Origin of the sequence: Galactobacter sp. (assembly GCF_022712295.1) — a bacterium.
Lineage (GTDB): Bacteria > Actinomycetota > Actinomycetes > Actinomycetales > Micrococcaceae > Galactobacter.
The window spans coordinates 1-21,645 of sequence record NZ_JALAGT010000044.1 but is presented as its reverse complement, the minus strand read 5'-3'; the positions used below and the strand labels follow the sequence as shown (position 1 = coordinate 21,645).

The 21,645-nt window shown below is 64.6% G+C and carries 19 protein-coding genes; 16 read left to right on the top strand and 3 right to left on the bottom strand.

What is annotated here, in order from left to right:
• Positions 1-133 precede the first annotated feature (133 nt).
• Positions 134-1,192 (bottom strand): LacI family DNA-binding transcriptional regulator, encoded by a 1,059-nt coding sequence (locus Q0A15_RS03325; protein ID WP_291278116.1) that lies wholly within the window; start codon positions 1,190-1,192, stop codon positions 134-136.
• Between the two features lie 174 nt (positions 1,193-1,366).
• Between Q0A15_RS03325 and Q0A15_RS03320 the strand changes: the two genes are divergently transcribed.
• The 3 genes from Q0A15_RS03320 to Q0A15_RS03310 are packed head-to-tail and all read left to right on the top strand — an operon-like array spanning position 1,367 to position 4,654.
• On the top strand, positions 1,367-2,665 hold the full coding sequence (locus Q0A15_RS03320; protein WP_291278115.1) for an extracellular solute-binding protein: 1,299 nt from the start codon (positions 1,367-1,369) through the stop codon (positions 2,663-2,665).
• 26 nt (positions 2,666-2,691) lie between these two features.
• Complete coding sequence (locus Q0A15_RS03315) at positions 2,692-3,681, top strand: carbohydrate ABC transporter permease (RefSeq protein ID WP_291278114.1); 990 nt, start codon at positions 2,692-2,694, stop codon at positions 3,679-3,681.
• A gap of 1 nt (position 3,682) precedes the next feature.
• Positions 3,683-4,654, top strand: coding sequence for a carbohydrate ABC transporter permease (locus Q0A15_RS03310; RefSeq protein ID WP_291278113.1), 972 nt, complete (start codon positions 3,683-3,685; stop codon positions 4,652-4,654).
• A 180-nt stretch (positions 4,655-4,834) separates the two neighbouring features.
• Here the strand turns inward: Q0A15_RS03310 and Q0A15_RS03305 are convergent, their stop codons facing one another.
• Both Q0A15_RS03305 and Q0A15_RS03300 read right to left on the bottom strand, forming a co-directional pair.
• Positions 4,835-5,653 carry a cytochrome c biogenesis CcdA family protein gene (locus tag Q0A15_RS03305; protein ID WP_291278112.1) on the bottom strand — a complete coding sequence of 273 codons (819 nt, stop codon included), beginning with the start codon at positions 5,651-5,653 and terminating at the stop codon, positions 4,835-4,837.
• Between the two features lie 7 nt (positions 5,654-5,660).
• Positions 5,661-6,524, bottom strand: coding sequence for a thioredoxin domain-containing protein (locus Q0A15_RS03300; protein ID WP_291278111.1), 864 nt, complete (start codon positions 6,522-6,524; stop codon positions 5,661-5,663).
• Between the two features lie 426 nt (positions 6,525-6,950).
• On the opposite strand from Q0A15_RS03300, the gene Q0A15_RS03295 reads away from it, so the two are divergent.
• From Q0A15_RS03295 to Q0A15_RS03235, 13 genes are all read left to right on the top strand, one after another.
• The gene (locus tag Q0A15_RS03295; RefSeq protein WP_291278118.1) at positions 6,951-7,673 is read left to right on the top strand and encodes an amino acid ABC transporter ATP-binding protein; all 723 of its coding nucleotides are present in this window, start codon (positions 6,951-6,953) and stop codon (positions 7,671-7,673) included.
• A gap of 7 nt (positions 7,674-7,680) precedes the next feature.
• Positions 7,681-8,337: an amino acid ABC transporter permease gene (locus Q0A15_RS03290; protein WP_291278110.1), complete on the top strand. Its 657-nt coding sequence runs from the start codon at positions 7,681-7,683 to the stop codon at positions 8,335-8,337.
• Complete coding sequence (locus Q0A15_RS03285) at positions 8,337-8,990, top strand: amino acid ABC transporter permease (RefSeq protein WP_291278109.1); 654 nt, start codon at positions 8,337-8,339, stop codon at positions 8,988-8,990. The genes Q0A15_RS03290 and Q0A15_RS03285 overlap by 1 nt, the downstream gene beginning before the upstream one ends.
• Positions 8,991-9,038: 48 nt before the next feature.
• Positions 9,039-9,923 (top strand): ABC transporter substrate-binding protein, encoded by an 885-nt coding sequence (locus tag Q0A15_RS03280; protein WP_291278108.1) that lies wholly within the window; start codon positions 9,039-9,041, stop codon positions 9,921-9,923.
• 193 nt (positions 9,924-10,116) lie between these two features.
• Positions 10,117-12,003, top strand: a complete 1,887-nt coding sequence (locus tag Q0A15_RS03275; protein ID WP_291278107.1) for a beta-L-arabinofuranosidase domain-containing protein — start codon at positions 10,117-10,119, stop codon at positions 12,001-12,003.
• Positions 12,004-12,092: 89 nt separating this feature from the next.
• Positions 12,093-13,835 carry an ABC transporter substrate-binding protein gene (locus Q0A15_RS03270; RefSeq protein ID WP_291278106.1) on the top strand — a complete coding sequence of 581 codons (1,743 nt, stop codon included), beginning with the start codon at positions 12,093-12,095 and terminating at the stop codon, positions 13,833-13,835.
• A 4-nt stretch (positions 13,836-13,839) separates the two neighbouring features.
• Positions 13,840-14,793, top strand: coding sequence for an ABC transporter permease (locus Q0A15_RS03265; RefSeq protein ID WP_291278105.1), 954 nt, complete (start codon positions 13,840-13,842; stop codon positions 14,791-14,793).
• A complete protein-coding gene (locus Q0A15_RS03260; RefSeq protein ID WP_291278104.1) occupies positions 14,793-15,788 on the top strand; it encodes an ABC transporter permease in 996 nt (331 codons plus the stop codon). The genes Q0A15_RS03265 and Q0A15_RS03260 overlap by 1 nt, the downstream gene beginning before the upstream one ends.
• Positions 15,785-16,633: an ABC transporter ATP-binding protein gene (locus tag Q0A15_RS03255; RefSeq protein ID WP_291278103.1), complete on the top strand. Its 849-nt coding sequence runs from the start codon at positions 15,785-15,787 to the stop codon at positions 16,631-16,633. Before Q0A15_RS03260 ends, Q0A15_RS03255 begins: the two co-directional genes overlap by 4 nt.
• A complete protein-coding gene (locus tag Q0A15_RS03250; protein ID WP_291278102.1) occupies positions 16,630-17,493 on the top strand; it encodes an ATP-binding cassette domain-containing protein in 864 nt (287 codons plus the stop codon). Before Q0A15_RS03255 ends, Q0A15_RS03250 begins: the two co-directional genes overlap by 4 nt.
• Before the next feature lie 183 nt (positions 17,494-17,676).
• Complete coding sequence (locus tag Q0A15_RS03245) at positions 17,677-18,933, top strand: alpha/beta fold hydrolase (RefSeq protein WP_291278117.1); 1,257 nt, start codon at positions 17,677-17,679, stop codon at positions 18,931-18,933.
• Positions 18,934-19,097: 164 nt separating this feature from the next.
• A complete protein-coding gene (locus Q0A15_RS03240; RefSeq protein WP_291278101.1) occupies positions 19,098-20,543 on the top strand; it encodes an aminopeptidase P family protein in 1,446 nt (481 codons plus the stop codon).
• A 376-nt stretch (positions 20,544-20,919) separates the two neighbouring features.
• On the top strand, positions 20,920-21,645 hold a 726-nt coding region (locus tag Q0A15_RS03235; protein ID WP_291278100.1), incomplete at its 3' end, for a dihydrodipicolinate synthase family protein.

Below are 21,645 nucleotides of genomic sequence, written 5' to 3'. Positions count from 1 at the left end.
GTGTGGTCACGTCGTTGACGTCTTGGCTGAACAACAGGGTACAACGTTGTACTGAATTCTGCAGGTCGCATGTTCTCGGGTGTGGCCCGTGCCGAGACGAGCGGGCGCCACGAAGGGTTGGCGCCACACCTGGTCACTGTGGCGGGGAACTGCTCTCCCTGATCAGCAGCCGGTGAGGCAGAACGAGGTCTTGGGCGGAGGTCGGGCCGCCTTCGATCTGGGCGATCACCCGGGCCACCGCATGCTCCGCGATGCCCCGCAGGTCCGGTGCCACCGTGGTGAGGGTGGGATTGGAGAAGCGGCTCTCCTTCGAGTTGTCCCACCCTGTCACGGCGACCTCTGTGGGTACGCGGACCCCGTTGCGACGCAGGGTGTGCATGGCGCCGATGGCCAGCTCGTCGTTGGCGCAGACCAGGGCATCGATGTCTCCGATCCGCGGGAGCATCTCCTCCGTGGCGGCGGCGCCGGTGCCACGTGAGTAGTCCTTCGCTGGGACCACCCAGCCGTTCGGTGTGGAGAGGCCTGCGGCTTCGAGCGCCTGCAGATATCCCTTGAGGCGGGGGGCTCCGGAGCGCTCTGCCTGCTCCGGCTCCGCGCCGAGGAAGCCGATCCTGGTCCTGCCGGTGGCGATGACATGTTCCGTGGTCTGGCGGGCTGCCTGGACGTTGTCGATGCTGACGTGATCGGTCCCGATCTCCACACCGGCCGATGGGCGCTCGCCCAACAGCACCATGGGGAGGGACCCGCGTGTCCTGTCCGCCTCTGCCAAGGTCAGGGCCAATGGAGAGAAGATGATGCCGTCGATCAGGCGGACCTCGTAGCCGCGTGCCACGATCTCCTCGGCCTGCCTCTGCGCCCGGGTCTCGTCGATGAACACCCGGTGGCCACGAGCAGCAGCGGCCGTGATGACCTCATGGGCGAGTGCTGCGAAGTACGGGGAGTCCACCCACGGTACGGCCAGCGCGAGGATCCCGGTGCGCCCACGACGCAACTGTCGTCCGGCGAGGCTGGGGCGGTACCCCAACTCGGAGATGGCTTCCTCGACCCGCGCACGGGTGGCGTCCGAGACCCGACCGGTGCCGTTGACGACATTGGACACGGTCTTCCAGGAAACGCCCGCTCGCAGGGCTACATCCTTGATTCCTGGCGGTTTGCGGACAGGTTCGGACGGGTTCTTGGGGGTGGTGGTCATGACTCTCTCGGTGTGACGTACTTGACGCGGGTACAGGTCTTAGTCCATCTTGGTACAACGTTAGAACGCAACGTTGCACCAAGGGAGATGCCGATGATTGCAGGTCGCGGCGGGAAATGGTCCCGCAGCGGGTCCGGAGACCCAGGATCGTCAGAAGGGTTTTCTCGTCGGCAAGTGCTCAGTGCGTCTCTCGTCGGTGCAGGCGCCGTGCTGCTCGGCTCGTCCCTGACCGGCTGTGCGCCCGCAGCCACGGGCGATTCCAAAGGCTCCACGACCGTGCGGATCTGGGATCTCTTCCAAGGCGCGGACGGGGCCAAGATGCAGAACATGCAGGCCGCGGCCATGAAGGCCAATACCGACGTGAACGTGGAATCGGTGACCCTGGCCTGGGGGTCGGCCTACTACACCAAGCTGGCCATGGCTTCCTCGTCCGGTCGTCCGCCGGAGGCGGCCGTCATGCACCTGTCCCGCCTGGCCGGCTACGCCCCCGGCGGATTACTCGAGCCCTTCGACCTGGATGAACTGGCCAAGGTGGGGATCCGCAAGGAGGACTTTGCGCCCGCAGTGTGGGAGGCGGCCACCTACAAGGGAGAGCTTTTCGCCCTGCCCATGGATACGCATCCGTTCATCACGTTCTACGACCCGAAGTACGCGAAGAAGGCGGGACTGCTGGGATCCGACGGGAAGATGGCCCCCATCGAGGGCGCAGACGCGTTCCTCGATGCCGGACGGAAACTTGCCGATGCCACTGGCAAACAGGGCATGTCCTTCGGTTATCTGATGGACACCGCCCAGTCCTGGCGCCTCTTCTGGGGCCTCTACAACCAGACAGGGGCCGGCTTCGAACTCACCCCGGGCAAGCGGGCCCAGCTGGACGAGGGCAAGGCCAAAGAGGTCATCGAATTCATCCAGGCGACGCTGGACGGGAAGATCGCCCTGTCCAACCAGGACTACAACGGCGGCGTCGCCAACTTCGTCTCCGGTCGCTCCGCGATGATTCTCTCCGGCGAGTGGGAGTTGCCCGCCTACCAGGACGCCATCCCGGACCTCGGAGCCATGCCATTCCCCAACATCTTCGGGACCCCGGCCAACTACGCCGATTCGCACTCGTTCGTGCTCCCGAAGCAGGCTCATCCCGATCCTGCCAGGAGAGAGGCCACCTACCGCATTCTGGCTCACCTGGTGAAGTCGGGCTCCCTGAACTGGGCCAACGCCGGCCACATTCCTGCGTACCGCCCGGTCCAGGACAAGCCCGCCTATCAGAAGCTCTCGCCGCAGTCGGATTACGCGGCAGCGGGAGACATTGTGACGCTGGACCCGCCGGTGTGGTTCGCCGGGGCCGGTAGCGACTTCCAGGCCCGCGTCTGCGACGCCATGTCAGACGCCTTCCAGGGCAAGAAATCCGCGTCATCTGCCGTGAGCGGCATGTTGAAGCAGATGGACCGCCTGCTGAGCACCCCCAACCCGGCCTGATGTCATCACGTGAGGACAAGGACACCATGACCACAGCACGTGCAGAGGCTCACGGCCCCGAAGCGCAGGGGATCGACGGCGCGACGAGCGCGGGCGTCGCCCCGCGCCGTCGGGCAGGGGCGAAACGCGGTAAGGGCGCGACGTCGCGCAAGCGCGCCGGATGGCGCGATCGTTCAGGCTACTGGTTCGTGCTGCCCTTCGTGGTGGCAGGGGTGCTCTTCCTGGTGTGGCCCACCGTCTACGGGCTGTGGATGAGCTTCACCGGGAGTTCGCTGACCGGATCCCACGGTGGATTCGTGGGCCTGGACAACTATGCAGAGGCCTTCGGGGACCCGCAGATGTGGCAGGCCCTCTGGCAGACCGTGCTCTTCACCCTGCTCTCCACCATTCCGCTGGTGGTCGTGGGGCTCGTCATGGCGTTGCTCGTCAATGCCGGGCTGCCCGGGCAGTGGCTCTGGAGGACTTCATTCTTTGCCTCCTACCTACTGCCCTCGGCCGTGGTGGCGTCCGTGTTCCTGTGGATCCTGCAGCCGGACATCGGGCTGGTGAACACCTGGATGGAGAAGTTCGGTCTGCATCCGGTCGGATGGCTCACCGACGAACGCCTCGCGCTGATGTCCATCGCACTGGTCACCCTCTGGTGGACAGTCGGGTTCAACTTCCTGCTCTATCTCGCGGCCCTCCAGGGCATCCCGGCGACTCTGTACGAGGCTGCCTTGCTGGACGGTGCCGGTGCTTGGCGCAGGCTGTTCTCGGTGACGCTTCCGCAGTTGAAGTCGGTCACCGGGGTCATCGTGGTGTTGCAGCTGCTGGCCTCCATGAAGGTCTTCGACCAGATCTACCTGATGACCGCAGGTGGGCCGAACGGTTCCACGCGGCCCATCCTGGAGTACATCTACGACGTGGGTTTCACGAACTACCGGCTGGGCTATGCCTCCGCCATCTCCTACGTCTTCTTCGCCCTCATCCTGATCTTCACCCTGCTGCGCCTGGTGCCCGGGCGGAAGGAACGCTGACATGACTGTGCCGGACCTCACCTCAGCCCCCACCACCGCAGACACCATCCCCGTCGACCCGCGGCCTGGTGGGCCGGTTGTCGGCGCGCACAGCCAACGACGCGCCGCCGTTCGTGAGGAGCGCCGTAAACAGCGCAACCAGATGCTGGGCAGCTCTCCCTTGGCCCGCGGCGCCGCCTTCGCCGTCCTCGCGATCCTTGCCGTGATCTGGCTCGTCCCGATCGCCTGGGCCGTGGTCACCGCCTTCACCTCCGAGGCAGACGCTGCCTCCAGCGCCAGCTGGTTCCCCGAACACGGTTTCACCTGGGATGCCTTCGTCAAGGTGATCCAGGGCAGTGACCTGCTGCGTTGGATGGGCAACTCACTGTTGATCTCCGCGCTGGTCACCATCCTGACCGTGCTGATCTCCGCGATGGCCGCCTATGCGTTCTCCTGCACCCAATTCAAGGGCCGAAAGACGCTCATGGCCCTGACGGTCATCTCCATCATGATTCCCGGTCAGATCCTGATCGTTCCCTTGTTCAAGGAGATGAGTGCCTTCGGTCTCGTGGACACTTTCGCAGGCGTGATCCTGCCGCAGATCGTGGCGCCTGTGATGGTCTTCATCCTGAAGAACTTCTTCGACGCCATCCCCGCAGAACTGCTGGACGCCGCACGCGTCGATGGGGCCGGCCCGTGGCGGATGTTCGTGCGGATCGTGCTGCCCTTGTCCAGTTCGGTGCTGGTGGCCGTGGCGATCTTCGTGTTCATCGGGGCATGGAACAACTTCCTGTGGCCGTTCATCGTCACCAACGACCCGAGCCTCATGACCCTGCCCGTAGGCCTGTCCACCGTGAAGGACGCTTACGGCGTCCAGTACGCACAGACCATGGCCTCCGCCGTCATCGCGGCCCTTCCGCTGCTGCTGATCTTCATGTTCTTCCAGCGCAAGATCGTACAGTCCTTCGCCACCACCGGCCTGGGTGGGCAGTGAGGCGATCAGGACTCCGCAATACACGGCCATGCCCCAGCCGACGTGATCGGGCTCCGCTCTGCGGCGTGGGACCTCACCACGCGCGGCCGGTCGGAGCCGACGGCGCCGGTCGGCGGGAGGCGGGCACCGCCGTCGGGCATTGAGGCGAAGCCGCGCCAGTAGCGGACGCGAGCGCGCCCCTCATGAGGCGGCGGGTGTCTTCCGGCGGCGAACCTGCCGCGACACCAGCCAGGCCACGGCGGCGATCGCCACTGCGACGAGTGCAACCACCCAGTCCGGGACTCCGGACGTGGCTGCCATGGCGCGGTTCTCCAGGCGGGCCTGATCGGTGGCGCCGAGAATGCCGCCCAGGCTGGTGGTCCCCTGCGTCATGAGCAGGAAGACGCCGAGCGCCACGGTGAGTGCGCCGCCCACGAGACCGGTCACGGTGGTGCGCCAACGGCCCACGCGAACTTCAAACGGGCGGACCAGACGCCTCACGAACGGCAAACGTCCCCACAACAGCGCCAACACGAGCAGTGGGGCGGCCATGCCTGCCGCGAAGCAGAGCAGGATCAGGCCGCCCATGAGCGCATTGCCGCTGAGCCCCGCGACGGTGAGGACCGCGCCGAGCAGCGGGCCGGTGCAGGCGCCCGCCAAGCCGTAGACCAGACCGAGGGCGTACACGGCGGCGGTTCCGGTGCCGTCGGCCGAGGCGCCGGGAACACCGAACAGGGGGATATTCAGGACCATGAGGATTCCGAGCAAGATCACGATGCACGCGGCCACCGTCATGACCGGTGTGCGGTACCGGTTTACGAAGGAACCCACGGTTCCGGCGAGCACACCCATGGGGACCAGGGTGGTGATCAGTCCGAGCCAGAACACGCCCGTGCGGCCCATGAGCTTGGCCGGGGAGGTGAAGGCGTAGGAGAAGAACGCCGGAAGCAGCATGACCGAGCAGGGGCTGAGCAGGGTCAGAACCCCTCCGACGAAGGCGCCGAGCAGACCGATCTCCATGAGGTCCTCACCCGCGCTTCGGGGGAGTTGCACCCGCCTGGGTCAGCGACTGGTCAAGGAAGGAGCGGAACGTGTCGATGGACTGGGCACCGGAGACGCTCTGATCTCCCACCACGAAGAAGGGGACACCTGTGACGCCGGTCTGCTGTGCGTCCGAGTTCCCCTGCATCACCTTCTGCTTGAGGGCGTCGTCGTCCAGCGCCTTTTCAAACGCATCCAGGTCCTCCACCCCGGCGGTCTTCGCGAAGCCCACCAGTTTCTTGCGAGGCATGTCCGGGTGGCCGGAGGCGGGCGCCGCAGCGTAGAGAGCGTCCAGGTACTCGAAGTACTTGCCCTGTTCTCCTGCGGCGCGGGCGGCCACGGCGGCATCAGCGGACTCATCGCCGAAGTAGGCCACGTCCCGCACCTCGATCCGGAGCAGACCGGCGTCGACGTACTCCTCGATGAGTTCAGGCTGGGTCTCCTGGTTGTAAGAGGCGCAGAACGGGCAGCGCATGTCCGTGTACTCCACCATCACCAGCGGCGCGTCTGCCTTACCGATGGCCATGGGGTCGTCGGGGTCTCGCTTGGCGAGTGGGGAATCCGTGGAGTCGCCTTCCACGCTTTGTGCGCCTTCCGTGCCCGACGACCCATTGTCGGACCGCGCGGTCGTTGCCTTGCCGCTACCGGCCGCCTTGGTGCCGGAACCTGCGGTTCCGAGCTGGGCCACGGTCACGATGAGCAGGAACAGGCATGCAATGGCCAGAGCCAGCGTTGCGATGCGATAGCGCTTCAGACGGGTCTCCAGGGACTCCAGAGCCCCTCGGGGCCCCGGGGTGGAGGCGGTTGCAGTTGCCTTGGCCGCCGGGGACGATCGCTGTTCGTTACGCACGGCTCACCAGCATACCGACGGGTGTAGTTCAAGGATGGGTTGGGGGGCGGAGGTGACAGGTGAGGGCCGGACTGGAGTTTCGTGAACAAGAAGAGTCTGTTTCTGTCAAGTCACGTATGCATGTGTATTAAGGGGTTCAGAGGGGTGGATTTCGAGGTCCCGCAGGTGATCTAACAATGTTGCGAATCGAATTCATGATGCAAAAAACCCGGTTTTCCGGGGATGTAATGCTCAATGAGCTCAGTGTGACATCGCCGTATGGACCGTGTACGGTCGCCGTATCGACGTGGTGAACCTCATGCAGCTGAGTAGCGTGGGACACCTCGTCGCGTACCATTGCACATGTCACTAACAACGAATCCCGGGAGGCAACGCGTGACGTTGATCCAGGATGCCGAGCCGACCATCGGTATCGAGCTCGAGCACATGACCAAGGCCTTCGGCGAGCTGACCGTCCTCGATGACGTATCGCTCAGCGTGAAGCCGGGCTCGGTCACCGCCCTGATCGGCCCCTCCGGCGCGGGCAAGTCAACCTTCCTGCGCTGCATCAACCTGCTGGAACGTCCGGACAGCGGTACCATCCGGGTCGCCGGCCACACCATCGAGGCCGGGAAGCACATCAAGAGTGCCGACCTGGCAACCTTGCGTGCCGAGGTGGGCATGGTCTTCCAGTCCTTCAACCTCTTCCCTCACCTCACGGTGCTGGAGAACGTCGTCTACCCCCAGCGCAACGTGCTGGGGCGCAGTCAGAAGGAAGCGGAAGAGAAGGCCATGAGGCTGCTCGACCGCGTGGGCCTGGCGGACAAGGCCAAGACCCATCCCAACAAGTGCTCCGGTGGTCAGCAGCAGCGCATCGCCATCGCCCGAGCGCTGGCCCTTGACCCTAAGATCATGCTCTTCGACGAGCCGACCTCGGCTCTGGACCCCGAGGTGGGTCTCGAGGTGTTGGCCGTCATGCGAGAGCTTGCCGACGAGGGTATGACGATGCTCGTGGTCACCCACGAGATGAGCTTTGCCCGCGACGTCTCCGACGAACTCGTGGTCATGGCCGACTGCAAGATCATCGAGCAGGGCGACCCCAAGAAGATCATGGCAGATCCCCAACACCCACGGACCCGGCAGTTCCTGCGGGCCGTGCTGGAGCGCTGACAAGCCCATGCTCGACGCTTTCCTCGCAGTCATCAAGGGGCTGCCGATGTCACTGTTGTTGACGGTGGCCTCGTTCGTGATCGGCGGGATCGTCGCGATTCCGCTGGCATTGGGGCTTCGCTCCAAGATCGCACCGCTGCGGTGGGTACTCAGGTTCCTGGTGGATCTGATCCGTGGTGTGCCGATCATCGTGTGGATCTTTGTGGCCTATTACGGGATCTCGGAAGCCATGGAGGGATCCGGCTATGAGATCGAGAACTGGGTCTCCGCGATCCTCTCCTTGTCCATAGTGTCCACAGCGTACTTGGCAGAGATTTACCGCGGCGGCATCCTCTCGGTCCCGGTAGGCCAGACCGAGGCGGCGCATGCGCTCGGCATCAAGGCGACTCCATCCTTCCTTAAGATCGTGGCTCCGCAGGCTTTCAAGATCAGCATGCCGTCCATTGCCACCTACGGCATCGGCCTGTTCAAGGACACCTCGATCGCCTCGGTGATCATCGTGGAGGACATGGTCTTCCAGGCCCGCTCCTTCGCTGCTCAGAATCCGGATATTCCTGGCATCTATCCGTACGCGATCGCGGCAGCCATCTATGTCATTGTTTCCGTGCCCGTGGCCATGTGGTCACGTCGCGTTGACCGCAAGCTGCAGGCAGGGGGCCACTGATGGACTTCCTAGAGATCTGGGGCAACGCCCTTCCCAACCTGCTCGGTGGACTGAAATGGACCCTGCTCATCACGGTCCTTGCCATTGCCATCGGCTACCCGGTAGGCCTGGTCTGGGCGCTCGGCGTCCGGAGCAGTAGCAGGATCATCCGCGGCATCTGCATCACCATCGTGGAGATCGGCCGTGGTGCCCCCGCGCTGGCCATCCTCTACCTCTTCTACTACGGACTTCCGACCTTCGGTATCAGCTTCACCGCAATTCTTGCCGCAGTGGTCGGTCTGGCGTGGAACTCCTCCGCCTACGCATCGGAGATGATCCGAGGCGGCATCCAGTCGGTCCCACGCGGCCAGCTGGAAGCGGCGGAGGCGCTCGGCCTGAAGTCGCGCGGCCGGTTCTGGAAGATCATCTTCCCGCAGGGTATGCGCTCCGCGACCCCCGGCCTCATGGGTCTGGCCATCCAGACCTTCCAGGGCACCTCGTTGGCTTACGCCATCACCGTGGACGAGATGGTCAAGGTCGCCTACAACGAGGGCTCGCGCAACTTCGAGTACCTGCCCACCTTCGCCCTGGCCGGCGTCATCTACGCGGTCATCGCGATTCCCGCAACGTGGATCACCTCGTACTTCGAGCGCCGCATGGCGCGGAAGTACTGATTCATTCCCGACTTCATCCCCGCAATATCACCCCTCTTAGGAGAAACCATGAAGCTCACCACCACTCGCCGCGCGTTCGCCGGTATCGCGATCCTGGGCCTCGGCGCCTCCATGGCTCTGACGTCGTGCTCCAAGTCCGAGGACACGGTGGCAGACGACTGCAAGCCTGCCCACGAGAACGTCGACACGGTCAAGGACGGCACTCTGACCGTGGGCGCCATTGACATCCTGCCCTTCTCCTCCTACAACGGCGGTGACCCCGAGGGCATCGACGTGGACATCGTCAAGCAGATCGCCAAGGACAACTGCCTGAACGTCTCGTGGAAGTCCTCCACCTACGCTGACGCCATCCAGTCGATCGATGCCAGCAAGATCGACATGGCCATCGGTGTCATCAACCGCACGGAGGAGCGCGAGAAGAAGGCCGACTTCACGGCTTCAACCTACCTGGACGGCATGGGCATCGCCTCCACCAAGGGCTACAAGACCATCAAGGACCTGGAGAAGGCTGGCACCGTCGGCACCATCGACGGTTACCTCTGGGTGGATGACCTGAAGAAGGTCCTCGGCGCCAAGAACGTGAAGACCTACCCCTCCTCCGTGGAGCTGAAGTCCGACTACGATGCCGGTCGTCTCGACGCCGCCATCGACTCCTATGGCACCACCGTGGAGCTGTACAGCGACGTCGACGACATCACGGTGTCTCTGGCCAACGCCGAGCCGGATGACCGCATCGGCGCCCTGGTGCAGTCCCCCCAGGCTGCCTTCCCCATCAAGAAGGGTAACGATTCCCTGAACGAGGCCGCCTCGGACACCATCAAGGAGATGCGGAAGAACGGCGAGATTGAGAAGCTCCTGGCTGACAAGGACCTCACCAAGGACCTGCTCGGCACGGACGAGGAGATCGAGTCCGCATACTCGGTTCCCAACTGATCCGGGACTTCCGTGATGCGCCGATGAACTCGGCGTGAAACACGAAGGGGCGGATCCGACGTAAGTCGGGTCCGCCCCTTCGTCGTGCCTGTTTCCGACATGTTTCAGGTCACAACCAGGGGTTGCGCAGGTCACCGTTCAGAGTAGCATTGCACATGTCACCTGGCACACAATGGGAGGAACCCTTTTGCAGATGTTGAGCAGTGCAGCCGTCATGCCGACGATCGGCGCACGACCCTTGGGGGAGGACTCGGTCAGCCTGCGCGGGGGATTGCTGGGTGCTTGGCAGCAGCGCAACGTCGAGGCCACCGTCCCTCATGTGATGCAGCAGCTGCGTCAGGCCGAGAACCTGGAGAATCTACGCCGCGTAGCCGATCAGGATTTCGACGGCGCCGCACCGGTTCGATACCCGTTCCTCGACACCGACATTCACAAGACGTTGGAGGGGCTGGCCTACGTCCTGGCTCGGGGTGATCGCGATCTTCCTGCGGACCACCTGGCAGCGATCCGCGCCTTCTATGAGGAGTGTGTGGACCTCCTGAGGCGCGCGCAACGCGAGGACGGCTACCTGAACTCCTACTACCAATCGCCGGTGGTCGGTAAGGACTCCTTCTCCGACCTGGTGTGGGGTCACGAGCTCTATACCCTTGGTCACCTCATCCAGGCCGCAGTGGCCGCAGACCGTCGGCTCGGAGACGCGCGTCTTCTGGGCATCGCGATCAAGTTCGCTGATTTGGTGGTGTCGCGCTTCGGGCCGGATGGCGACCTGGACTTCTGCGGCCACCCCGAGATCGAGATGGCACTCGTGGAGCTCTACCGTCACACCGGACGTGATGAGTATCTGACCACGGCCAAGCTGATGGTGGACCGCCGCGGGCGGGGCACGCTCAAACACAGCATCTTCCCCTCCGATTACTTCCAGGACGCGGTACCGCTGCGTGAGCTCGACTCCGTCACCGGTCACGCTGTGCGGATGGTCTATCTTGCGGCCGGTGCGACCGACGTCGCCATCGAGACCGGAGACCAGGAGCTTCTGGATCACCTCGAGTACCTCTGGGACGACATGGTGGCATCCAAGCTCTACGTCACGGGCGGATTGGGGTGCAGGCACAGCGACGAGGCCATCGGCGACCGCTTCGAACTGCCGAGCGACCGCTCCTACTCGGAGACCTGCGCAGCCATCGGCACTCACCAGTGGGCCTGGCGCATGTACCTGGCCTCGGGCGACGCGAAGTACCTCGACGCGATCGAGACCGTGCTCTTCAACGCCTTCGCCGTTGGGACGTCCGCAGACGGAACCTGTTTCTTCTACGACAACCCGCTGCAGCGCCGCCCCGACCACAATCAGCGCTCCGGCGCGGAAACGGACGGCGGGCTCCTCCGCCTTCCTTGGTTCGTGTGCCCCTGCTGCCCTCCGAACGTGATCCGCTGGGTCGCCGAGCTTCAGGACCACCTCGTGGTGGACCGTGAGGGGACCCTGGAATTCGGTTTGCCTTTCGACGGGACGGTCAAGGCCGGCGGCGCGCTGTTGGAGTCCACCACCGACTACCCGTTCGACGGGACGTGGACCCTGCGAGTCGTGGAAGGCGGCGTGCCGCAGGCGCGCCTGCGCGTACCCGCCTGGGCCCATGGGGCTCGGCTGACGCGCGCCGGCCAAGACCACGTCGTCGGGCATGGATGGACCGAGACGCTCACCGACCTGCGCCAGGGCGAAGAGATCACTGTGACCCTGCCCATGCCGGTCGAGGCGCTTTCTGCAGACCCACGCGTCGACGCCGTTCGCGGCAGCCTGGCTTTCCGCCGCGGACCGCTGGTGCTGTGCGCCGAGCAGCAGGACCAGAGTGTGCCGGTGGACAACGTAAGGATCCCCCAGGAGGCCGCCCTGCACGCCGTGACCGCGGGCGGCGACCAGCTGACCGTCACGGTCACTGGGCATGCCTACGACCCGCAACCCGCTCCGCTATACGCGGCAACGCGGCCGGAGGAAGCCGTCGCCGACACCACGGTGACACTCAAGCCGTATTACACCTGGGGCAACCGCGACGCAGCAGCCATGCGCGTCTGGTTCCCCGAACACTGATGCCCCGGCCGCAGTCCGGTCACCCACAAAGCACTTCATCCCTCAAGAGAACAACGGCACTCACGCCGCTGACCCGTCAGGAGAACACCATGAAGAAGAAACCGATCCTCGCCCTCACCGGCATGACCATGGCCGGGCTGATGGCCCTGACCGCGTGCGGTGGCGGAGGAGGGAACTCCGGCGGCGGCAACGGCGGCGGAGGCTCGTCCGACCCCAGCGTCACCCGCAACGTGGATGCCAAGACCGAAGAGGGCGGCACCATGTACCAGCTGCTCAACGCACCATATTCACACCTGGACCCCGCTCAGGGCTTCGACGGTGGCGTGAACAACTTCTATCGCCTGATCTACCGTCAGCTCACCACGGTGGGTGGCGGCGGGGACGATGAACCCAACAAGGTCACTCCCGACCTCGCCACCGACACCGGTACCCCCAACGAGGACAACACCGAGTGGAAGTTCACCCTGAAGGACGACATCTTCTTCGAGGACGGGACCCCCATCACCTCCAAGGACGTGAAGTTCGGTGTGGAGCGCTCGCTGGATCCCGCGGTCTCGATCGGCTCCCCCTACGCCCGACTGACCCTGGACATCCCCAAGGACTACAAGGGGTATTACCAGTCAGGAGGGCTCGACTCCATCGAGACGCCGGACGACAAGACCATCGTCTTCCACCTGGCCAAGCCCTACGCGGACTTCCCCTCCGTGGTGGGCCAGGCACCCTTCACCCCCTTCCCAGTCTCGCAGGCCAAGAAGATCACCACCACCAGTGTGGACAAGCAGCCGGTCGCGTCCGGCCCCTACCGCGTCGTGGAGAACAAGATCGGCTCCAAGCTGGTCCTGGAACGCAACAAGTACTGGAAGAAGGAGACCGACGAGGTCCGCACCGCGAAGCCGGACTCCTGGGAGTTCACCTTCGGGCTCGACCCGGCCACCATCGACGAGCGCATGCTCGCCGGTCAAGGCGACGACGCGAACGCCGTGGGTGGCCGCGTTCAGGCCTCCGCCGTGGCCCGTCTGCAGCAGCCACAGGTGTCCTCCCGTGTGGTCTCCGGACTGCAGGGCTGCACCACCTACCTGGCCATGAACACCACCAAGAAGGGGATGGACGACCCCAAGGTACGTCAGGCCATCAACTACGCGATCGACCGCCAGGCCGTGACCGACGCCCTCGGCGGCAATCAACTCTCCCAGGTCGCCACCACGATGCTCCCGCCCACCGTAGAAGGGCACGAGGACTTCGACCTCTACCCGTCCAAGGACGACAAGGGCGACATCGACAAGGCCAAGGAACTGCTGAAGGAAGCCGGCTACGAGGACGGCCTGACCATCACCCTCGACGTGCGTTCCGAGCCCAAGTGGACCAAGGGGTCAGAAGCCGTGCAGGCCTCCCTGAAGAAGGCCGGTATCACCGTGAAGTTCAACCCGATCGACACCTCCACCTACTACGAGGTCATCGGCACCACGGCCCAGCAGCATGACGCTGCCATCACCGGCTGGTGCCCGGACTGGCCCACCGGAGCCACCTTCCTCCCCCCGATCTTCGAAGGCTCGCAGATCTACGCGAAGGGTAACCAGAACGTGGCTCAGTTCGATGACAAGGGCATCAACACCCGCATGGAGGAGATCCGCAAGATCAAGGACGTGGACGAGGCCAACGCAGAGTGGGGCAAGCTGGACAAGGAGATCCTGGAGAAGGCACCAGCGGCTCCATTGGCCTGGGAGCAGAACGTCTCCATCGTGGGTGAGAACGTGGGCGACGCCTACTCCCACCCGGGCTACTCCGGCGGCATCGACTTCGCCGTCGTCGGCCTGAAGGACGCCGGGAAGTAATTCCATGACTGCGCCTACAGAATCGCTCGCCTTGGCGAGCGAGGGGTCGGGGAGCCCTGCGGGTTCCCCGACCCCCTGGAAGCGGGTGGTCGCTGCCTTCAGGTCCACCCCGTCCGTCATCATCTGCTCGATCATCCTCGGACTGATCGTTCTGATGGCGGTCTTCGCCCCTCTTCTGGCGAAGATCACCGGCTGGGGGCCAACGGACTTCGACGCTTCCGCCATCGACCCCAACCAAGGCGGCAAGCCGCTGGGGGCGCTCGGTGGCGTCAGCGTCGACCACTGGTTCGGTGTGGAGCCCGGCAACGGTCGTGACATCTTCATCCGCATCGCCTACGGCGCCCAGGTCTCCTTGACCATCGCCGTGGTCGCCGCCGTGATCACAACAGTGGTTGGCGTGGTGCTCGGCATGCTGGCCGGATTCTTCGGCGGCTGGCTGGACACCATCATCTCCCGGGTCATGGACTTCCTCATGGCCTTCCCCCAGCTGATCTTCATGATCGCGATTCTCTCCGCGCTCCCCTCAGGGAACCGGCCGGTGCTCCTGGTGGTGGTCCTCTCAGTCTTCGGGTGGCCCTACACCGCGCGTGTCATTCGCGGACAGGCCATGTCCTTGCGCAACGAGGAATTCGTGGAGGCTGCCATGGCGGCAGGCGCCAGTCGCATGCGCATCTCCTTCAAGGAGATCCTGCCCAACCTGCGAGGAACCATCATCGTCCTGGCCACCATCGCCATCCCCCAGTACATCGGCACGGAAGCAGGGCTGTCCTTCCTGGGCGTCGGCGTCACACCTCCCACCCCCTCCTGGGGTCAGATGATCTCCGACTCCGTGGGTTGGTACGCGGTGGACCCCATGTACTTCATCTTCCCTGGACTCTTCCTCTTCCTCACCGTGCTGTGCTGCACCGTGGTCGGCGACCACCTCAAGCGGGAACTTGATGAAGGAGGTGCCGCCTGATGCTCGGCTACATCCTGAAGCGTTGCGGTGCCGCCGTCATCGTCCTGTTCCTGGTCAGCGTCTTCACATACGTGATCTTCTTCGCCCTGTCCCCGGACCCCGCGCTGCAGATCTGCGGTAAGACCTGTAACCCCGAGCGGATCGACCAGATCCGTGATCAGTTGGGATTGGATCAGCCACTGTGGAAGCAGTACTGGGAGTTCTTCTCGGGACTGTTCGTGGGCCGGGACTACGGGTCCGGATCGCAAGCCATCCATTGCTCCGCTCCCTGCCTGGGTTACAGCTTCCAGACCAACGAGTCCGTCATGGACATGGTTGTGGACCGCCTTCCGGTCACCGCTACCGTGGCCGTTGGTGCGGCCGTGCTGTGGCTGCTCGGCGGTGTCATGGGTGGTGTGATCTCGGCGTTCCAGCGCGGCAAGTTCTGGGACAAGTTCTTCAACGCCATCGCACTGGGCGGCATCAGCCTCCCCAACTACTTCGTGGCTCTGCTGCTGCAGTACATCCTGGTGGTGCAACTACAGATCCTCCCGTTCCCGCAGGCCGTGCCGTTCAGCGAGAATCCTGGACGCTGGTTCGCGGCGTACCTGATGCCATGGATGGTGCTGGCCTTCCAGTACATGGCCATCTACACGCGCCTGACCAGGACCAACGTCATCGACACGTTGAACCAGAACTTCATGCGTACGGCGAGGGCCAAGGGCCTGAAGCCCTCACTCGTGGTGGGCCGGCACGCACTGCGGCCCGCGCTGACTCCTGTGACCACCATGTTCGGCATGGACTTCGCAGCACTGCTGGGCGGCGCGCTGATCACGGAGACCGTGTTCGGACTCAACGGCATCGGCAAGCTGACCTCCGATTCCATCACCAAGAACGATCAGCCGGTCATCATGGCCGTGACGTTGTTGGCGGCCGCCTTCGTGGTCATCGCCAACATCCTGGTGGACATCGGTTACCGGTACCTGGACCCGAGAGTGAGGGTGAAGTCGTCATGACCAGCGTCAGTTCAGATACGGTGCTGGAGGTGGAGCACCTGAGCGTCTCGTTCCCGACCTCGCGCGGAACGTCCACCGTGGTGGACGATTCCAGTTTCACAGTGGAAGCCGGCCGCACCGTCGGCATCGTCGGCGAATCCGGTTCGGGTAAGTCCATGACCTCCTTGGCCATCATGGGACTGCTGCCCGGTGGCGGACGTGCAGTGGGTAGCGCCAAGCTCAAGGGCAAGGAGCTGCTGGGCCTCAGCGACCGCGCCATGCGCCCCATCCGTGGGGACAGGATGGCGATGGTCTTCCAGGACCCACTGTCCTCACTGAACCCGTTCTACACGGTGGGACTACAGATCGCGGAGGCCTACCGGTCACACCGCAAGGTGTCCAAACAGGCTGCCAAGAAGATCGTGATCGCGGCCCTGGACAGGGTCGGCATCCCGGACCCGGAACGGCGCTACAACCATTACCCGGACCAGTTCTCCGGAGGTATGCGCCAGCGCATCATGATTGCCATGGCCATCTGCCTTGAGCCGGAACTGCTGATCTGTGACGAACCGACCACCGCCCTGGACGTCACGGTGCAGGCCCAGATCCTGGGGTTGCTCTCGGGGCTGCAGAAGGAGAACGGTATGGGGATGGTCTTCATCACCCATGACCTGGCGGTGGTCTCAGAGGTCGCGGACGAGGTCCTCGTCATGCGCCACGGCGTCACGAGGGAGCGCGGCACCACCGAGGAGATCTTCACCCAACCGAAGGACTCCTACACCAGGGCGCTGTTGGACGCGCTGCCCCGCATCACCGACGATCCCGATGCGGTCATGAAGGAGACCGGGGAGGAGCACCGATCATGAGTGACTCGATCATGAAGGTCAGGGACCTGACCAAGGATTTCCCCGTCCGTGAGGAGGGGCGCTTCTTCTCCAGGAAGTCGGTCTTCCGAGCGGTGGACAACGTGTCCTTCGACGTCCCCGCCGGTGGCACCTTGGCCATCGTGGGGGAGTCGGGCTCGGGCAAGTCCACGACCGCGCGCATGATGGCACGATTGCTTGACATCTCCTCCGGCTCGGTGGAGTTGGAAGGGAAGGACATCACCCGTGTTGAAGGTGCCGACCTGCACAAGGTTCGCCAGACCATCCAGGTGGTATTCCAGGACCCGTATTCGTCACTGAATCCACGCCACACAGTGGAGCGGATCATCATGGCCCCATTGGACTATCAGGGGGTGAAGCCGCCCAAGGGGCGCAGCACCATGGTGAAGGAACTCATGGAGCGGGTCGGCTTGGACCCCAATGCCTCTCAGCGTTACCCGCGCCAGTTCTCGGGTGGTCAGGCGCAGCGCATCGGTATTGCCCGTGCACTGGCTCTGAAACCCAAGGTCGTGGTGTGCGATGAAGCGGTGTCTGCGCTCGACGTGTCGGTGCAGGCCAGGGTCATCAACCTGCTCAAGGAACTCAAACAGGATCTGGGGTTGAGCTATGTGTTCATTGCCCACGACCTGGCCGTGGTGCGTCAGATCGCGGATGACGTGGTGGTGATGCAGCGTGGGCAGGTGAAGGAGGCCGGTCCGCGTGACCAGATCTTCGATGCTCCGCAGGATGCGTACACGCAGAAGCTGATCGCCGCGGTGCCGAAGATTGATCCAGAATGGGAGGAGCGTCGTCAGCGGTACATGCAACAGCATCCGCTGGCCGCTGCCACCGACGAGTCCTGACTGACTGCGGGGGAGGGGCACCACGGGGTCGGATCGACCTCCGAGTGGCCCTCCCCTGCCGTGTGTTCAGTGATGCTGAGCCACGTAGCCGAAGAACAGAATCGATGCCGCAAGCCGCGGATATGCCACAAGAAGTCAAAGAAGGAGTGTGTGTTGATCGTCAACGAGTACGTCATCCCCGGGATGTGGGTGCGTGATCACGAGATCTCGGTGCCCTTGGACTGGTCGGGCACCCTACCGGGGTCCATCACCATCTTCGCCAGGGAACTGGTTGACCCGCTGCGCCGCAATGAGGACCTCCCGTTGCTCACGTACCTTCAGGGCGGACCCGGCGGCAAGGGGCCGCGTCCTGTGGCGGCGGACGGATGGATCGGCGATGCTCTCAAGCGTTTCCGTGTGATCCTGCTTGACCAGCGCGGCACCGGCCGATCCAGCAGGATCCAGGGGTCCACCCTGGACTCACTGCCGGACGATGAGGCACGGGCGGACTTCCTTGCCTGCTTCCGCGCGGACTCGATCGTGAAGGACGCCGAGGCGGTCCGGACCCGCGAGTTCGACGGCAAGAAGTGGTCCACTCTGGGCCAGAGCTATGGCGGCTTCCTGACGCTGACTTATCTCTCGCAGGCACCGGAGGCCCTTGCCTCCTGTTACGTCACTGGTGGCCTGGCCTCCATCTGGCCCGACGCATCGGAGGTCTACCGCCGGACCTACCCCCGCACCCGGGCCAAGAACGCTCTGTTTTACGAGCGCTACCCGCACCACGTCGCCACGCTGTCCACGATCGCCGACAAGCTCGCGGCGGAGGACGTGCGGCTGCCTGATGGTGACCGTCTCACCGTGCGTCGTTTCCAGTCGTTGGGGATCGACTACGGGATGAAGCCCGGCTTCGAGCGCCTGCACAATCTTGTGGACGAGGCCTTCGTCGGGGACGAATTCACGGACAGCTTCCTGCAGCAGGTTCAGCAGCTGAGCTCCTACGCGGACAACCCCCTCTTCGCGGCCATGCAGGAGTCCATCTACGGCCACGGCGACAACGGGCCCACCGCGTGGGCGGCTCAGGCGGAACGAGAGAAGCACGCAGACTTCTCCGAGGGCGCCCGCCCACTGATGATGACCGGCGAGATGATCTACCCCTTGATGTTCCAGGAGATCCGCAATCTCAAGCCTTTTGCGGGCGCGGTGGAGCTCCTGGCCCAGCGTCAGAACTGGTCCGCGCTCTATGACCTCGAGGTATTGGCCTCCAACGAGGTTCCCGTGGCCGCTGCCGTCTACTACGACGACATGTACGTGGACTCCGGCCTGCAGCTGGATACCGCCGCGGCTGTGGGCAACACACAGGCGTGGGTCACCAACGAGTTCGAGCATGACGGCGTCGGATCCGGAAAGGTGTTCCCGCGCTTGCTGGAGCTGGTGGACGGGGTCGGCGGCCCACTGGCCTGACCCGACGTGCCCCAAGCCCGATGGCGGCGGCCCCGGCAACGCCGGTCCGGGCGCCTTCGGCGCCGGCACCGCACGTGCAGGCCACGTGGCGCGCGGGCCCGCCGTCGGGCCTTGACGACGAACAGAACTTGATGAAGAACAGCAGACGAGACGAAGAGGCAGACATGACCCAGACCGATAACCGTACTCAACCTCAGGCCACTTCCATGCCGCGGGGTAAGGACGAGGACCCGCGGATGCCGCGCCTGGTCGGCGCGGAGGGCTTCACGGACTTCATCGGGCGGGATTGGGGGGAGCTGGACCGGACCCCCAAGCTGGCGGCCGGGCAGGCCGAGGCGGCAGCCGACCACCGTCGTCGACTGTTGGAGGCACTGCCCGGCCGGGCCATCGTTGTCGCGAGTGGCCATGCGCCCGTGCGGATCAACGACTGCGACTACGACTTCCGCCCGGACAGCGACTTCATGTGGCTGACCGGGTGCTCGGCTCAGGACGCGGTGCTGGTGCTGACGGCGGCTGAGGCGACCCTGTATCTGCCCGCCCCGTTCGGCCCGGGAGAGGCCGGGTTCTTCTCCAATGCGGCCCGCGGCCAACTGTGGATCGGAGCGGAACCCGCGCTGGAGGACTGGCAGCGAGCACTGGACATCCGGGTCCGCGACTTGGACGAGCTGGCCCCCGCCCTGGAAAAGCTGTCCAACCCGCTGGTGGCCGGTCACTCCGCGCGTCCCGCCCAGCTTGCTGGTTACCGCACGGACGTGGAACTGGTCAGGGTGCTCTCTGAGCTGCGCATGATCAAGGACGACTGGGAGATCACCCAGCTGCGGCGGGCCGTGGATGCCACCGTGCGTGGGTTCAAACAGACGGTGGCCGAGATCCCGCAGGCCATGAGGGAGGGCGGCGAGCGGTGGTTGCAGGGCACCTTCGACCGCGCCGCGCGGACCTACGGTAACGCCCCGGGCTACGCCACCATCGTCGGGTCGGGGCCGCACGCCCCGACCCTGCACTGGGTGCGCACGGACGGACCGGTGCTTCCGGACGAGCTACTGCTCCTGGACATGGGGATCGAGGTGGACTCGCTCTACACGGCGGATGTCACCCGAACCTTCCCGGCCTCCGGCCGCTTCACCGAGACGCAGCGGCAGGTGCACGACCTGGTGGAGAAGTCTCACCGCGCCGGTCTTGCCGCTCTGCAACCTGGCCGTTCCTTCGGCGACTTCTTCGCAGCCTGCATGGAGGAGCTCGCCGTCGGCCTGCACGATTGGGGAATCCTGCCGGTCTCGGTGGACGAGGCGTTGTCCCCGAACGGTCAGCAGCATCGCCGATGGCTGGTCTGCGGCATCGGGCACCACCTGGGTCTGGACGTCCACGATTGCGCCCATTCCAGCTACGAGGCCTACCAGGGTGGAATCCTGGCCCCCGGCATTGTGCAGACCGTGGAGCCCGGGCTGTACTTCCACGCCAACGACCTGGCCGTGCCGCCGGAGCTGCGCGGTGTCGGCGTGCGCCTCGAGGACGACATCCTCATCACCGAAACCGGTTCCGATGTGCTCTCCAAGGACCTGCCCATCGACGCTGACGGGATCGAGGCGTGGATGGCTGACCTGCACGCCTGACTCCAAACAGGTTGACACTGAGTGCGTTGTCCCGTGTGCAGGGAGGGATCCCGGGAGTCCTCCCTGCACACGGAGCCCGAGCACGCAGCTGCCCGCGCTCAACTTCAGCTCGATTTCTGATTTCAGCCCAGATCGTGGTTCTGCGCTGAAGTCAGAAATCGAGCTGAAGCTGTGTTGGGGGAGGGACATTTGGGGAAGCAGTCGGTGGAAGGGCATTGGGGAAGTCGGTTGGTGAGGTGCAGACAGCTGATCCGCTCCTTGTCCGACCATGTGTTACGACCCGTGACATATCAGCGCAATGAAGGGCTTGCGCGCCAGTGCAATGTCACATACCGTAGTTCTTGAACCCGCTACTTCCACCCCCACGGAGGAACCCATGACCGAGACCAAGAAGCCCTGGCACGGCGTACTCGTCGCCACTGCGCTGCCCTTCAACGATGACCTCTCCATCGACTTCGACGCCTACGCAGAGCACGTCGCCTGGCTGGCAGAGAACGGCTGCGACGGCGTGGCCCCCAACGGCTCGCTGGGCGAGTACCAGAACCTGACGGACGAGGAGCGCGCCCGCGTCATCACCACCGCCGTCGAGGCCTCCCCGGAGGGCTTCACCGTCATGGCTGGTGCAGGCGCCTACGGCGGACTCCAGACCCAGAAGTGGGCGGAGCAGGCTGCCGAGGCCGGCGCTCAGGCCCTCATGCTGCTGCCCCCCAACGCCTACCGCGCCAACGATGACGAGGTCGTTGACCACTACGTCCGCGCCTCCAAGGCCGGCCTGCCGATCGTGGCCTACAACAACCCGATCGACACCAAGGTTGATCTGCACCCCGAGCTCGTGGCCCGCATCCACAACGAGGCCGGCGTCGTGGGCATCAAGGAGTTCTCCGGCGACGTGCGCCGCAGCTACGCCATCAAGGAGCTCGCTCCCGACATGGATCTGCTCATCGGCACCGACGACACCGTCCTGGAGATGGGCCTCGACGGCGCCGTTGGCTGGGTGGCCGGTTACCCGAACGCCATCCCGCAGGCCACCGTTGAGCTCTACAAGCTCTCCACCTCCGGTGACGTGCAGGACCTGGTCCGCGCCCGTGAGATCTACACCGAC

Bases quoted from the DNA above. Each gene is read 5' to 3' on its own strand.
- Q0A15_RS03325 (WP_291278116.1), bottom strand. From the start codon at position 1,192: ATGACCACCACCCCCAAGAACCCGTCCGAACCTGTCCGCAAACCGCCA.
- Q0A15_RS03315 (WP_291278114.1), top strand. From the start codon at position 2,692: ATGACCACAGCACGTGCAGAGGCTCACGGCCCCGAAGCGCAGGGGATC.
- Q0A15_RS03310 (WP_291278113.1), top strand. From the start codon at position 3,683: ATGACTGTGCCGGACCTCACCTCAGCCCCCACCACCGCAGACACCATC.
- Q0A15_RS03305 (WP_291278112.1), bottom strand. From the start codon at position 5,653: ATGGAGATCGGTCTGCTCGGCGCCTTCGTCGGAGGGGTTCTGACCCTG.
- Q0A15_RS03295 (WP_291278118.1), top strand. From the start codon at position 6,951: ATGACCAAGGCCTTCGGCGAGCTGACCGTCCTCGATGACGTATCGCTC.
- Q0A15_RS03290 (WP_291278110.1), top strand. From the start codon at position 7,681: ATGCTCGACGCTTTCCTCGCAGTCATCAAGGGGCTGCCGATGTCACTG.
- Q0A15_RS03285 (WP_291278109.1), top strand. From the start codon at position 8,337: ATGGACTTCCTAGAGATCTGGGGCAACGCCCTTCCCAACCTGCTCGGT.
- Q0A15_RS03280 (WP_291278108.1), top strand. From the start codon at position 9,039: ATGAAGCTCACCACCACTCGCCGCGCGTTCGCCGGTATCGCGATCCTG.
- Q0A15_RS03275 (WP_291278107.1), top strand. From the start codon at position 10,117: ATGTTGAGCAGTGCAGCCGTCATGCCGACGATCGGCGCACGACCCTTG.
- Q0A15_RS03270 (WP_291278106.1), top strand. From the start codon at position 12,093: ATGAAGAAGAAACCGATCCTCGCCCTCACCGGCATGACCATGGCCGGG.
- Q0A15_RS03265 (WP_291278105.1), top strand. From the start codon at position 13,840: ATGACTGCGCCTACAGAATCGCTCGCCTTGGCGAGCGAGGGGTCGGGG.
- Q0A15_RS03260 (WP_291278104.1), top strand. From the start codon at position 14,793: ATGCTCGGCTACATCCTGAAGCGTTGCGGTGCCGCCGTCATCGTCCTG.
- Q0A15_RS03255 (WP_291278103.1), top strand. From the start codon at position 15,785: ATGACCAGCGTCAGTTCAGATACGGTGCTGGAGGTGGAGCACCTGAGC.
- Q0A15_RS03250 (WP_291278102.1), top strand. From the start codon at position 16,630: ATGAGTGACTCGATCATGAAGGTCAGGGACCTGACCAAGGATTTCCCC.
- Q0A15_RS03245 (WP_291278117.1), top strand. From the start codon at position 17,677: ATGTGGGTGCGTGATCACGAGATCTCGGTGCCCTTGGACTGGTCGGGC.
- Q0A15_RS03240 (WP_291278101.1), top strand. From the start codon at position 19,098: ATGACCCAGACCGATAACCGTACTCAACCTCAGGCCACTTCCATGCCG.